The 14,066-nt window shown below is 67.5% G+C and carries 10 protein-coding genes and 1 pseudogene; 9 read left to right on the forward strand and 2 right to left on the reverse strand.

Annotated elements, in window-relative coordinates:
* Positions 1–8: 8 nt before the first annotated feature.
* The 3 genes from hrcA to QFZ61_RS11835 all read left to right on the forward strand — a co-directional run bounded on the left by hrcA (position 9) and on the right by QFZ61_RS11835 (position 3,000).
* Complete coding sequence (gene hrcA, locus QFZ61_RS11825) at positions 9–1,022, forward strand: heat-inducible transcriptional repressor HrcA (protein WP_307036238.1); 1,014 nt, start codon at positions 9–11, stop codon at positions 1,020–1,022.
* A gap of 80 nt (positions 1,023–1,102) precedes the next feature.
* On the forward strand, positions 1,103–2,230 hold the full coding sequence (dnaJ, locus tag QFZ61_RS11830) for a molecular chaperone DnaJ (RefSeq protein WP_307036240.1): 1,128 nt from the start codon (positions 1,103–1,105) through the stop codon (positions 2,228–2,230).
* Between the two features lie 2 nt (positions 2,231–2,232).
* Positions 2,233–3,000 carry a 16S rRNA (uracil(1498)-N(3))-methyltransferase gene (locus QFZ61_RS11835; RefSeq protein WP_307036242.1) on the forward strand — a complete coding sequence of 256 codons (768 nt, stop codon included), beginning with the start codon at positions 2,233–2,235 and terminating at the stop codon, positions 2,998–3,000.
* A gap of 57 nt (positions 3,001–3,057) precedes the next feature.
* Here QFZ61_RS11835 and QFZ61_RS11840 read toward each other — a convergent pair whose 3' ends face one another.
* Positions 3,058–3,948, reverse strand: a complete 891-nt coding sequence (locus QFZ61_RS11840) for a GerMN domain-containing protein (protein WP_307036244.1) — start codon at positions 3,946–3,948, stop codon at positions 3,058–3,060.
* 431 nt (positions 3,949–4,379) lie between these two features.
* On the opposite strand from QFZ61_RS11840, the gene QFZ61_RS11845 reads away from it, so the two are divergent.
* From QFZ61_RS11845 to QFZ61_RS11865, 5 genes are all read left to right on the forward strand, one after another.
* On the forward strand, positions 4,380–5,468 hold the full coding sequence (locus QFZ61_RS11845; RefSeq protein WP_307036246.1) for a PhoH family protein: 1,089 nt from the start codon (positions 4,380–4,382) through the stop codon (positions 5,466–5,468).
* The gene (ybeY, locus tag QFZ61_RS11850) at positions 5,465–5,938 is read left to right on the forward strand and encodes an rRNA maturation RNase YbeY (protein WP_307036248.1); all 474 of its coding nucleotides are present in this window, start codon (positions 5,465–5,467) and stop codon (positions 5,936–5,938) included. Before QFZ61_RS11845 ends, ybeY begins: the two co-directional genes overlap by 4 nt.
* Positions 5,935–7,266 (forward strand): hemolysin family protein, encoded by a 1,332-nt coding sequence (locus tag QFZ61_RS11855; RefSeq protein WP_307036250.1) that lies wholly within the window; start codon positions 5,935–5,937, stop codon positions 7,264–7,266. Before ybeY ends, QFZ61_RS11855 begins: the two co-directional genes overlap by 4 nt.
* Positions 7,250–8,209, forward strand: a complete 960-nt coding sequence (gene era, locus QFZ61_RS11860; RefSeq protein ID WP_307036252.1) for a GTPase Era — start codon at positions 7,250–7,252, stop codon at positions 8,207–8,209. Before QFZ61_RS11855 ends, era begins: the two co-directional genes overlap by 17 nt.
* An 82-nt stretch (positions 8,210–8,291) precedes the next feature.
* Positions 8,292–9,881 (forward strand): LCP family protein, encoded by a 1,590-nt coding sequence (locus QFZ61_RS11865; RefSeq protein ID WP_307036254.1) that lies wholly within the window; start codon positions 8,292–8,294, stop codon positions 9,879–9,881.
* Positions 9,882–10,075: 194 nt separating this feature from the next.
* On the opposite strand, the gene QFZ61_RS11870 is transcribed toward QFZ61_RS11865, so the two are convergent.
* Entirely contained in the window at positions 10,076–12,028 is a 1,953-nt protein-coding gene (locus QFZ61_RS11870) for a M13 family metallopeptidase (RefSeq protein ID WP_307036256.1), read from the reverse strand.
* A 253-nt stretch (positions 12,029–12,281) separates the two neighbouring features.
* On the opposite strand from QFZ61_RS11870, the pseudogene leuA reads away from it, so the two are divergent.
* Positions 12,282–14,022 (forward strand): annotated as a pseudogene (gene leuA / locus QFZ61_RS11875) (2-isopropylmalate synthase).
* The last annotated feature ends 44 nt before the right edge of the window (positions 14,023–14,066 follow it).

Here is a 14,066-nt window from a genome sequence, read left to right on the forward strand (position 1 = left end):
GGTGCGGCGTGAGCGAACCACGCAAACTCGAAGTGCTGCGCGCCATCGTGGAAGACTACGTGCACTCCCGGGAACCCGTGGGCTCCAAGGCCCTGGTGGAGCGGCACCACCTTGGCGTTTCCAGCGCCACGATCCGCAATGATATGGCCGCCCTGGAAGACGAGGGCCTGATTACGGCGCCGCACACCAGCGCCGGCCGGATTCCGACCGACAAGGGCTACCGCCTCTTCGTGGACCAGATTTCGGCCGTCAAGCCGCTCTCCCCGGCCGAGCGCCGGGCGATCCAGGCGCTGCTGGAGGGGTCCGATGACCTCGACGACGCGCTGGACCGGACGGTACGGCTGCTCTCGCAACTGACCAACCAGGTCGCCGTGGTGCAGTACCCGCTGCTGAGCCGGGCCCGGGTCCGGCACATCGAGTTCGTGCTGCTGGCCCCCCGCAAGGTGCTCACCGTGCTGATTGCAGACACCGGCAAGGTGGAGCAGCGGGTGATCGACGTCGGCCAGGACTTCGGCGACGACGCTCTCGCGGAGCTTCGGACCCTGTTCCTGGCCAGGCTTTCGGGTACCCCGCTGAACCTGCTGCCGCAGTCGTTGCAGGGCGTGGTGGACAGCTGCCCGGCGGCGCGCCGCGGCGCCGCCCAGGCGCTGGCGCGGGGACTGGAGTCCCTTGCCGCCAGCAGCCGGGAAGAGCGGATGGTCATGGCCGGGACCGCGAACCTCGCTCGTTCCAACGTGGACTTCCCGCTCAGCATCGGCCCGGTGCTGGAGGCTCTCGAAGAGCAGGTGGTGATGCTCCGCCTGCTCAGCGACATGGCGGAGGACCCCCGCGGGGTGACCGTGAGCATCGGCCGGGAAAACCCCTACGACGGGCTATCCGAAGCGTCCGTCGTGGCCACCGGTTACGGCCCGGACGCTACCGCCAAGGTGGGGGTGCTCGGGCCGACCCGGATGGACTATCCCACCACCATGGCGGCCGTCCGCGCGGTGGCCCGTTACCTCTCGAGGATTCTCGGCCCCTAAGGGCACGAATCCGGCGACAGCCGTTTTACCGACACAGGTTTGCCCGTCACAGGCAGTACAACCAGGAAGAGATACACACTTTGAGCAGCCACTATGACGTTCTTGGAGTTTCCCGCGAAGCGACCGGGGAAGAAATCAAGAAGGCTTACCGCAAACTGGCGCGGACCCTGCACCCGGACGTCAACCCGGGTCCCGATGCGTCCGAGCGCTTCAAGGCCGTCACGCACGCCTACGAGGTGCTGTCCGACCCGCAGAAGCGCAGGGTCTACGACACCACCGGCAACGAGAACGGCAACGACAACGGCTTCGGCGGCGGATACGCCGGCCAGGGCTTCGCCTTCCAGGACATCTTTGAAACGTTCTTCGGCGGTGCCGGGGGCCAGGGCGGACCCGCGTCCCGGGTCCGGCGCGGCCAGGACGCGCTGATCAGTGTCCGGATCGAACTGCGCGACGCCGTCTTCGGCGTGAACAAGAAGCTCGAAGTGGACACCGCTGTCACCTGCCCCACCTGTGAGGGCTCCTGCTGCCGCGAGGGCAGCCACCCCGAGCGCTGCGATATCTGCGGCGGCAGCGGCCAGGTCCAGCGCGCGGTGCGCTCCATCCTCGGCCAGGTTATGACCAGCGCGCCCTGCGGCAGCTGCGAGGGATTCGGCACCGTGATCAAGGATCCGTGCAACGAGTGCGCCGGGCAGGGCCGGATCCGCAGCCGCCGTTCGCTCACCGTGAAGGTCCCCGCCGGCGTCGCCACCGGCACCCGGATCCAGCTCTCCGGCCAGGGCGAGGCCGGCCCCGCCGGCGGCCCCTCCGGTGACCTCTACGTGGAAATCCGGGTCAACAACGACCCGACCTACGTCCGCGAGGGCGACGACCTGCACGCGAGCCTCAACATCCCCATGACCGCAGCGGCGCTGGGCACCGAACTGACCCTGGACACCTTCGACGGCGAGCAGGAAATCGGTGTCAAAGCCGGTACCCAGTCCGGTGAAATCATCACGTTGCGCGGCCTAGGCGTGACGCACCTGCGCGGCTACGGCCGCGGCGACCTCAAGGTCCATCTGCAGGTGGACACCCCCGCCAAGCTCGACTCGGCGCAGGAGGATCTGTTGCGGCAGCTCGCCAAACTCCGCGGCGAGCAGTTCACCGAGGGCAAGCTGGCCGCCAGCGGCGGTGTCTTCGCCAAGCTCCGGGACCGTCTCGGTAACCTGTAGCGGTGAGCAACCCGGTCTTCTTCACCGCCGCGGGATCCCTGGATGAGCAGGTCCCCGGTTCCAGCTTCGTGCTCGACGGCGCCGAGGCCCGCCACGCTGTCACGGTCAAGCGCCTGGCCGTGGGGGAGCCGGTCGACATCGCCGACGGCGCTGGCCGGCGGATCACCGGAACCGTCACCGCCGTCGCGCCCGCGGAACTGACAGTGGAGTGCGCCGAAGTAAGCACGGAGGCCCGGCCCGAGATCCGGCTGGTCCTCGTGCAGGCCCTGGCCAAGGGCGACCGCGATGAACTGGCCGCCGAAACCGCCACCGAACTGGGGATTGATGCCGTCGTGCCGTGGCAGGCGGAACGCTCGATCGTCCGGTGGAAGCCGGAGCGCGCGGCCAAGGCGCACGCCAAGTGGCAGTCCGTGGTGACTGCAGCCGCGAAACAGGCGCGGCGCGCGTGGATCCCCGAGGTCCGGGCCGCCGTCGACGGCGGGTCCCTCCGGGCGGCCGTGGCGGCCGCGGACCTGGCGGTGATCCTGCACGAGGACGCGGTGCGGCCGTTGCGGCAGGTGCTGGAAGCCTGGCAGCGGGACGCCGGCGGCGGGGGGCCCCGTGAAGTGCTCCTGATTGTTGGACCGGAAGGCGGAATCAGCCCCCGCGAGGTCACCCGGCTGTGCGACGCCGGCGCGGTCACCGCTCTGCTGGGCCACCATGTGCTCCGGTCATCGACGGCGGGGCCCGCTGCCACCGTCCTGGCCAGCGATATTCTGGGCCGCTGGTAGGCCCGCTTCAGTCGATGTTCGTCGCGGCCGCGGGCCGTGGCTCGGTGTTGACGGTGCCTACTTGACCGTGAACCCGCGGGTGTCGACGTACAGGTCCTGCACTTTGCCTTCGGGGTCCAGCTGGGAAACCCGCACTTCGTAATTGCCGCGGCCGAGGTTCAGCGAGAAGTTGAACAGGCCGGGCTGGGCAGCGTCGGCACCAGCAGTGACGTTGCCGGTCAGGTAGGGCGTCCGGGCGGCACCGTCCGCGCGAAGGATCTCCCAGCGCAGTTTCCCGCCCGGGACCGTGCTGCGGCCCGAGATCTTGACCGTTCCCTCGGTCAGGCCGGTGCCCTCCTGCGGATCGATGATCCACACGGGCGCCACCATCCCGGCGCTGCGCGAGGTCGGGGAGCCGAGCCGCACCCGGTTGAACGCGACGTAGTCGGTGTGGCCGTCCACGAGGATGACCACCTGGATCTGCTGCCCGGTATCAGTCAGGCCGGCACTGGCGCCGGCCGCGGTGGCGGTGTAGACCAGCTGCTGGATGGCGCGTTCGGCCATGTCCGCATCAACGTTGCTGTTGAAGGCGTCCGCGGAGACGTCCACGGTGATCACGTTCTTGCCGGAAATCGAAGTCGCCAGCTTCCTCGGGTTCTGCCAGGGGGTGAAGAAATCCGGGTCCAGCGGCTTTTCCGACATCATCACCCGCAGGGCCCGGGTAATCGGATTGTCCTGTTCGTTCACGTCGCGGAACTCGCGGTAGAGGAAAACGTTGTTGTTGTTGCTGCGCCCGATCCAGTAGACGGGGGCTTTGTTGGCCGCCTGCGCGGACTCCAGCGGCGCGCTGGTGGTGGCCGTGCCTGCCGCCGGCCCCGGGACTGTCTGCGTCGGGGTGCCGGCGTCGGTGATCCCGGGCTGCGGTGTGGCGACGCAGCCGGAGAGCGCAATGGCCGCGGGCAGCACCATGAGCAACAGGCCGCGGCGGGTACGCCGGGCTGCTCTCCTGATTACTCTGCGGTGCGTGATTGCCGCTGTCCCTTCGCTGGCTCCGGTGTGACTGGTTTTTTGGCCCGCCCCGACCGGCGTCGACTGGGCGGACCGTGAGCGCGCGCGGGTGGCGGCGCACGGTCCAATCCAGCATTACACGAGGCGCTGCCGCTGCGGGCAGGGTTTGGCGGGCGCCGCCGAACTGCAACGGGAACGATATGAGGACGATATGAAGTTGATACCTAAGGCCGGATCCAACCAGCCGCCCGCGCGGGCGTGCGGCGCCGCTGGCGTAAGATAGAAGGAACCGCCGGAGCCCGGCGCGGACGGCCAAGGGCCGTCGGCGAAGCGTCCGCGGCGGGGCGACCATTTCCAAACTGGAGGGGACCAGAGGCCTACGGGCCAACACCATGACTGAAGCAGCGAACAGCAAGGCCCGGCTCGGCACGGGCGAGCGCACCGCAGGGGAATTCCCGCACTCCCTCCCAGGTTTGCGGACGGAGGTGGTTCTCTTCGACAACACCGACCAGATGGTGCAGTCGCTGGGCAGTCACGACGAAGCATTGCGCTTCATCGAAAGCCAGTTCCCGGGCGTCGACTTCCATGCCCGCGGCAACGAGCTCTCGATCAGCGGTCCGGCCGCCGACGTGCCACGGATCATGCGCCTGCTCAACGAGGTGCGCGGCCTGGTGGCCCGCGGGACGGTCATCACCCCTGCAGTGCTGCAGCAGCTCGTGTCGATGCTTCGCAGCCAGTCGCTGCAGAGCCCGGTGGACGTGCTTACCCTCAACATTCTTTCCAGCCGCGGCAAGACCATCCGGCCCAAGACCCTGAACCAGAAGAACTATGTGGACGCCATTGACGCGAACACGGTGATCTTCGGAATCGGCCCCGCCGGCACCGGCAAGACCTACCTCGCCATGGCCAAGGCTGTTCAGGCCCTGCAGCAAAAGGAAGTCAACCGCATCATCCTGACCCGGCCCGCGGTCGAGGCGGGGGAGCGGCTCGGATTCCTGCCCGGCACCCTCAGCGACAAGATCGACCCGTACCTCCGGCCGTTGTACGACGCGCTGCACGACATGATGGACCCGGAGTCCATTCCCCGGCTGATGGCTGCCGGCACCATTGAAGTGGCGCCGCTGGCGTATATGCGAGGCCGCACACTTAACGATGCCTTCATCATCCTTGACGAGGCGCAGAACACCACGCCGGAGCAGATGAAGATGTTCCTGACCCGGCTCGGCTTCGGCTCCAAAATGGTCGTCACCGGTGACGTCACCCAGGTGGACCTGCCGTTCGGCACCCGCTCCGGGCTGCGGATCGTGGAGGACATCCTGCAGGGCATCGAGGACGTGCACTTCTCGGTGCTGGATTCCTCCGACGTCGTCCGGCACCGGCTGGTCGGCGACATCGTGAACGCCTACAGCGTCTGGGACGAGACCCAAAGGAAACGGGTCAAGCACTCCGTCGCCCGGGAGAACCGCGGGGAGCGGGCATGAGCATCGAGATCAACAACGAGTCCGGCGTCGCCGTCGACGAAGCGGAACTGGTAGCGCTGGCCCGGTACGTTTTCGAACGGCTCTTCATCCACCCGCAAGCCGAGCTGTCTATCCTGCTGGTGGATGAACCGGCGATGGAAAAACTGCACATCGAGCTGATGGACGAACCCGGCTCAACCGACGTGCTCTCCGTGCCGATGGATGAGCTCACCCCCGGCACACCGGATAAGCCGACACCGCAGGGCATGCTGGGCGACATCGCAATCTGCCCTCAGGTAGCCGAGCTGCAGGCCGCAAACGCCGGCCACTCCACCCAGGACGAGATGCTGTTGCTCGCCACCCACGGCATCCTGCACCTGCTGGGCTTTGACCACGCGGAGCCGGAGGAAAAGGAAGAGATGTTCGGCCTGCAGCGCGAACTGCTCTCCGGTTTCACCGGCAAGGACGCCCCGGCAGAGACGATTCAGTGACCCCACTGATCCTGGCCGGCATGGCGCTGGTCTTCCTCAGTTTTGCCGCCGTGCTCACCGCGGCGGAGGCAGCCTTCAACTACCTGCCCAGGCACGACGCCGAACAGGCGGTGCTGCACAGCCGCGGCACCGCAATCAAACGGATCCTGGCCCAGCCCGTGGCGCACATGCGGGCGTTGCGGTTCTGGCGGATCTGGTTCGAGATGGCGTCGGCGGTGGCGGTGACGGTGCTGCTGCACAGCCTGCTTGACAACGTCTGGCTCGCCGGACTGGCAGCCACCGGCATCATGGCCATCATCGGCTTCGTTCTGGTAGGGGTCTCACCCCGCCAGCTCGGCCGGGTACACGCCGCCGGGATGGTCCGCTTCTCCGCGCCGCTGATCCGCCTGCTGTGCCGCGTGCTAGGGCCTATTCCGGGCTGGCTGGTCACCCTCGGCAGCGCCGTGGCGCCCGGGGCCCCCGCCGACAACGAGGCTTTCTTCAGCGAGGAGGAGTTCCGCGAACTCGTCGAGCGCGCCAGCGAGTCCGACGTGATTGAAGACAACGAAGCCGAGCTGATCCAGTCCGTCTTCGACTTCGGTGACACCCTGGTGCGCGCCGTCATGGTTCCCCGCACCGACATTTTGTCCATCGACTCCGGCTCCAGCCTGCACCGGGCCATGTCGCTCTTCCTGCGTTCGGGCTACTCACGGATCCCCGTGATCGGCGAGAACACGGACCAGATCCTGGGAATCGTGTACCTCAAGGACGTCGCCGCGGTGATCCACAACCTGGCCCCAGGGGATGAACCGCCGCTCGTGGATGAGCTCGCCCGCGAGGTGCGCTACGTGCCGGACTCCAAGCCCGTGAGCGAACTGCTCCGGGAACTGCAAAAGGAGTCCACGCACGTGGCCATCGTGATCGACGAGTACGGCGGAACCGCCGGGCTGGTCACGCTCGAGGACCTCATCGAGGAGATCGTCGGCGAAATCGTGGACGAGTACGACACCGAGGCCGCCGAAGCCGTGGAACTGGGCGATGGCAGCTACCGGGTCAGCGCCAAGATGAGCATCGACGATCTCGGCGAGCTCTTCGACCTGGAACTGGACGACGAAGAGGTGGACACCGTGGGCGGGCTGCTCGCCAAGGCGCTCGGCCGGGTGCCGATCGTCGGGAGCACCGTCGCCGTCGACGGTGTCAGCCTCCGCGCCGACCGGCTGGAGGGCCGCCGGAACCGCGTCAGCCACATCATTGCGGCCGCTGTTCCAAAGGAAGAAACTGACCTTGGCGAGCTTCTCGACCAGGCCGAAACAACGCAACAGGGAGTTCCACGTGAGCAAGCAGAATAAGTCCGACGGCGAGGCCCCCTTCGGCGGCTACCACGCGGGGTTCGCGGTGCTGGTGGGACGGCCGAACGCGGGCAAATCCACCCTCACTAACGCCCTGGTCGGCCAGAAGGTCGCCATCACCTCCGCCAAGCCGCAGACCACGCGGCACACCATCCGCGGCATCGTGCACCGCGACGACGCGCAGCTGATCCTGGTCGACACGCCCGGCCTGCACCGGCCCCGGACGCTGCTGGGCAAGCGCCTCAACGAGCTGGTTGCCGACACCCTCGCCGAGGTCGACGCCATCGGCTTCTGCCTGCCCGCCAACGAGAAGATCGGCCCCGGGGACAAATTCATCGCCGCCCAGCTGGCAGCCATCGGGAACAAGCCCGTGATCGCGCTCGTCACGAAGGCGGACACGGTGGACCGGCAGGCCCTCACCGAGCAGTTGCTCGCCGTCGCCGCCCTGGGCCGCGACGTGCTGGGCGAGGACGGCTGGAAGGACATCGTCCCGGTCTCCGCCACCGACGGCTTCCAGGTCGGGACGGTCGCTGACGTGCTGATCAGCCACCTGCCGCCGTCGCCGCCGCTGTACCCGGACGGCCACCTGACGGACGAGCCGGAAGCGGTGATGATCGCCGAACTCATCCGGGAGGCTGCCCTGGAGGGCGTCCGGGACGAACTGCCGCACTCCCTGGCCGTGGTGGTCGACGAGATCGTCCCGCGTGAAGGCCGCCCGGAAGACCGTCCGTTCCTGGACGTCCGGGTCAACCTGTACGTGGAGCGGCCCTCGCAGAAGGCCATCATCATCGGCAAGGGCGGGGCACGGCTCCGCGAAGTCGGCACGACGGCGCGCAAGGCCATCGAGGCGCTCCTCGGCGCCCGCATCTACCTGGATCTGCACGTCAAGGTCGCCAAGGACTGGCAGCGGGACCCGAAGCAGCTGGTGAAGCTGGGCTTCTAGGCCCGCGGCACGTCCAACGGGGTTTTCCCAGTTTCGGGCACTAAAATGGGGCGACTCCCGCCCGTAAAGGAAGGCACCACCCGTGGTTCGACCCCGTGACAACCGTGCAGACGGAACCGGCCCCCCGGTTCGGTCAGGCGCCGCTGCCCGGCACACGGAAGACGCTTCCGTCGGCCCCGCCCGCCATCTGGGCACCCAGCACCGTACCCCCGGATGGCTCCGGGCGACGACGATCATCATCTCGGTGCTGCTGGTCGGCGTGATCGCCTTCGGCGCCTACTGGCTCATCCGGCTGCAGGGGAACCTCTCCAAGCAGGCGCTCGGCGCGGGCAACAGCCGCACCGACGGCGCGCTCGATGAAGCCAGGGACCGGATGCAGATCCTGATCCTCGGCTCAGACACCCGTGACGGCAAGAACTCCCAGTACGGCGGCGCCGGGGACTCCACCGGCTACGGACACTCTGACGTGATGATGCTGATGGACATCTCGGCGGACAACAAACGCGTCAACGTCATCAGCTTCCCGCGTGACCTGCTCGTGGACATTCCGAAGTGCGTGGACCAGGAGACGAAAAAGGAATTCCCGGCCCAAAAGAACGTCATGATCAACGCCGCTATGTCCGAGGCCGGGATCGGCTGTGCCGTGGACACCGTCAACAAGCTGACGGGACTTGAGATCGACCACTTCATGATGGCGGACTTCAATTCGGTGAAGGAGCTTTCCAATACGGTGGGCGGCGTCGACGTCTGCGTCAGCGACGCCGTTTACGACCCGGACTCCGGGTTGCGCCTGCCCAAGGGCACGTCCAAGGTCCAGGGCGAGCAGGCCCTCTCTTACGTCCGCACGCGTCATGCCTTCGGCGACGGCAGCGACCTCGGCCGGATCAAGGCGCAGCAGGGTTTCCTGTCCTCGCTGGTCCGCAAGATCAAGGATGACGGCACGCTCAGCAACCCCGCCAAGATGCTCGGTATCGCTGACGCGATCACACGGAACCTCACCGTCGACGAAGCCCTGGCCTCCGTCCCGACGCTGCTGACGGTCGGCAACCGGCTCAAGAGCATCGACGTCGGGAAAGTCGCCTTCGTCGCTGCCCCCACCGAACCTGCCGTCTCCGACTCCAACCGGCTGCAGCTGGCTGAACCGGCTGCCTCGCAGCTTTTCGCGGCCCTGCGCAAGGACGTCGACCTGACCGACCCCGCCGCAACCACTGCCGCCCCCACCGACAGCGCCTCCGCCGGCGCCTCCGCCAGTCCCGAGCCGACGGACAGCGCCTCCGCGGCGGCGACGGCGTATAACAAGGCGCTGCAGCCGGTCACCGTCGCGAACGGCTCCGGGGACGCGGCGAAGGCCAAGCAGGCCGTCGCGGCCCTCACCGCTGCCGGCTTCACGCAGACCGGGCAGCTGAGCGCCAGGGCTGTGGCAGCGTCGGCCGTGTACTACGGGACCGGCTTCGCGGACGTGGCCGCTGACGTCGCAGCGCTGCTGGGGATCCCCGCCAGCAAGGTGCTCCCCGCGGCGGGGGTATCCGGCGTCCAGGCCTACCTCGGCAGCGATTACACCGCCGGGGCCCCGCAACCTGACGCTTCGCCGGCGCTCCCGCCGGACATCGTCAACCAGACTGCCGGCGACACGGTCTGCCAGCAGGCGAACCCGGCACTCATCACGCGCTAGGACGCACAAGCGCAGGTAACGGCAGGTAAGCGCAGGCGACGCGTACTGCCGGGCAAGGACAAAAGGCCGGGGCCGGGTGAAGTCACCCGGCCCCGGCCTTTCGGTTTCCGGCCCGCCCTACGCTTCCGTCCGGTCCTTCTCCTCCGCCTGAACTCTTCCGCCTGTATTCTTCCGCCTGAACTAGGCGGCCGCCGTTACCAGATGCTGACGCGCTCCTCGGGAGACAGCCACATGCCGTCCTGCTCCGCGGTGCCGAACGCGGCATGGAACGCGTCCAGGTTCCGGGCGATCTCGTTGGTGCGGAACTCATTGGGGGAGTGCGGGTCCGTCGCGAGCCGCCGGACGGATTCCTCGCCGCGGATCACCTGCCGCCAGATTGCCGCCCAGGACGCGAAGAAGCGCTGGGCGCCGGTGAGGCCGTCCAGGACCGGGGGCTCGTTTCCGTCCAGGCTGATCAGGTACGCCTTGTACGCAATCGTCAGGCCGCCGAGGTCGCCGATGTTCTCGCCCAGGGTCAGCTTGCCGTTGACGTGCTGGCCCGCAGCTTCGGCGGGGGAGAGGGCGTCGAACTGCGCCACCAACTTTGAGGTCAGCGCCTCGAACGCGGTCCGGTCCGCTTCGGTCCACCAGTTCCGGAGCAGGCCGCTGCCGTCGTACTGGGAACCCTGGTCATCGAAGCCGTGGCCGATCTCGTGGCCGATCACGGCACCGATGCCGCCGTAGTTCACAGCGTCGTCGGCGTCGGCCGTGAAGAACGGCGGCTGCAGGATGGCCGCCGGAAACACGATCTCATTGAGCAGCGGGTGGTAGTAGGCGTTCACCGTCTGCGGCGTCATGAGCCACTTCTCACGGTCCACCGGCTTGCCCACCTCGTCCAGGTGGCGGTCGACGTCGGCGTTGTGGGCGCGCTCCACATTGCCCAGCAGGTCCGACTCGTCGATCACCACGGCCGAGTAGTCGATCCACTTGTCCGGGTAGCCGATCTTGGGCCGGAAAGAGTCCAGCTTCTTCAGCGCTTCCCGCTTTGTCTCTTCGCCCATCCAGGCCAGCCCGGTGATGGACTCCCGGTACGCCTCCGTCAGGTTGCCCACCAGGGTCCGCATGTCCTCTTTATGGCTCTCCGGGAAGTGCCGGGCGACGTAAATCTGCCCGACCGCCTCGCCGAGCGCGGCCTCGACGACGGCGACGCCGCGCTTCCAGCGGTCACGGTTGCGCGGGGTGCCGCTCAGAGTGGTGCCGTAGAAGGCGAAGCTGGCGTCCACGAAGGCGGCAGACAGGTACGGCGCGGCCGCGCTGATCACCCGCGTGGCAAGCCATTCCTGCCACGCGGCCAGCGGGACTGTTTCGAGCAGGGCGGCGGCGCCGGTGAAGAAGTCCGGGGTGCTGACCACCAGCTCGGCACGCTTGTCCGGGTCGATCGCGGCGGCGTCGAACCAAGCCGGCAGCAGCGGGAACAGCCGGGCCGCTTCGTCGGCGGACTTCAGGTTGTAGGTCTTCTGCGGGTTGCGCAGCGTGACCTTGTCCCAGTGGTGGGAGGCCAGCGATGTCTCCAGTTCCACCACGCGGCCGGCTGCGGCCCCGGCGTCGGCGAGCCCGGCAAGGTCGAACAGGGTACGGACGTGGTCCCGGTAAGCCGCGACCATGGGCGCGAACTTCTCTTCCCGGTAGTAAGACTCATCCGGCAGCCCCAAACCGCCCTGGCCGGTGTAGAGCAGGATGCGGTCCGGGTTGCCCGCGTCCGGTGCCGGGTAGATGGAAAACAGTCCGGAGACGTCGGCGCGGAACAGCCGCCCGGCCAGCTCGACCAGTTCGGCAGCGGAACCGGTGGCGAATACCTCGGCCAGCCGGGACCGGATCGGCTCGGCGCCCTTGGCTTCCACCGCGGCTTTGTCCATGAAGCTGTTGTACAGGTCGCCGATTTTGCGCTCGATGCCGGTCGCCGCCTCACCGCGGCCGGCGGCCTCGAGGATGATCTCCTGGACCGCCAACTCGGAAGCGTCGCGCAGTGCCGTGAAGGTACCCTCGAGCGGCCTGTCATCAGGGATGGCGGTGGTCTTCAGCCAGCCGCCGTTGAAGTGCCGGTACAGGTCATCCTGCGGTCGGACGGCGTCGTCGATGGTGGACTGGTCGATCCCGGAAAGCGGCACTGCTGCTCCTTCGAAGGTGCGCTGTATCCGGCCTGGCACCGGTACAGCGTCTGCATGGTGGACGTTGTCAGAGGTATGGCTCCTTCATCTTACGCACCCGTGTTACTGTGAAAATGTGCGCGCAGAACTGCTTCTTCTTAGCTGCCGCGGCGAGGCCTCAGACGCGATCTAGCGCATGGCCAACCCTCGCTGCGGAGTTTGTGTTGCCCGGCCACCCTTTCACCAAGAACCACAGAAAAGGCCCCGATAAGTAATGCGAAACGCACAGCAGCCCTCAGGAATGCCGGTCCACCGCTACGTCCCGTTCCAGGACCTGATCACGGTTGAACTGCCCGACCGCACCTGGCCGGACAAGGTCATCACCAAGGCCCCGCGCTGGTGCGCCGTGGACCTGCGCGACGGCAACCAGGCCCTGATCGATCCGATGAGCCCGGCGCGCAAGATGAAAATGTTCGACCTGCTGGTCCGCATGGGCTACAAGGAAATCGAAGTCGGCTTCCCCTCGGCCTCGCAGACGGACTTCGACTTCGTCCGCCAGCTGGTCGAGGGCAACCACATTCCCGACGACGTCACGATCCAGGTCCTGACCCAGGCCCGGGAACACCTGATCGAGCGGACCTATGAGTCTCTGGTAGGCGCCAAACAGGCGATCGTGCACCTCTACAACTCGACGTCGGTGCTGCAGCGACGCGTCGTGTTCAACCAGGACGAGGACGGCATCCTGGACATCGCCCTGCAGGGTGCCCGGTTGTGCAAAAAGTACGAGGAAACCCTCCAGGACACCCACATCACCTACGAGTACTCGCCGGAGTCCTTCACCGGCACCGAACTGGCCTACGCCGTGCGGGTCTGCAACGCCGTCGCCGATGTCTTTGAAGCCTCCGCGGACCGCCAGGTGATCGTCAACCTGCCGGCCACCGTCGAGATGGCCACTCCCAACGTGTACGCCGATTCCATCGAATGGATGAGCCGGCCACCTGCACCCCCGTGAAGGCATCATCCTCTCGTTGCACCCGCACAACGACCGCGGCACCGGTGTCGCCGCCGCCGAGCTGGGCTACCTGGCCGGCGCCGACCGGATCGAAGGCTGCCTGTTCGGCAACGGCGAACGCACCGGCAACGTGGACCTGGTGACCCTGGGCCTGAACATGTTTGTTCAGGGCGTGGACCCGATGATCGACTTCTCCGACATCGACGACGTGCGCCGCACGGTCGAGTACTGCAACCAGCTGCCGGTCGCGGAGCGGTCGCCGTACGGCGGGGACCTGGTCTTCACGGCCTTCTCCGGTTCGCACCAGGACGCCATCAAGAAGGGCCTGGAAGCCCTGGAAAAGGACGCCGCCGCTGCTGGCAAGGACGTCGCCGACTACGAATGGCAGGTCCCGTACCTGCCGGTGGACCCCAAGGACCTCGGCCGCAGCTACGAAGCCGTGATCAGGGTCAACTCGCAGTCCGGCAAGGGCGGCGTGGCCTACCTGCTCAAGAACGAGCACAACCTGGACCTGCCGCGCCGTGCGCAGATCGAATTCTCCGGCGTCATCCAGCGCCGCACCGACACGGTGGGCGGTGAAGTCAGCGGCGACCAGCTGTGGCAGCAGTTCCAGGACGAATACCTGCCTTCCCCCGCGGCGGAGGGCCAGTGGGGCCGGTACGCGCTGGGCGCCGTCAGCACCGAGTCCGACGAGGACGGCACCATGACGCTGACTGCCGCCCTGAAGGTGGACGGCAAGCAGCTGCGCCGCACCGGGACCGGAAACGGTCCGATCGCGGCCCTGCTGACCATCCTGGGGGAGGACGGCGTCGACGTCCGGGTGCTGGACTACAGCGAGCACGCCCTGTCCGAGGGCGGCAACGCCCAGGCCGCGGCCTACGTCGAATGTGCCGTGGGAGAGCGGGTGCTGTGGGGCGTGGGCATCGACGCCAACACCTCCATGGCCTCGCTCAAGGCCGTCATCTCCGCCGTCAACCGCGCCATCCGCGACGCCCGCGCGTAGGTGCAGGCGACACCACGTCCTCTTCAGCGCTGCGCCGCCGGGCA

Origin of the sequence: Arthrobacter sp. B3I4 (genome assembly GCF_030816855.1) — a bacterium.
Lineage (GTDB): Bacteria > Actinomycetota > Actinomycetes > Actinomycetales > Micrococcaceae > Arthrobacter.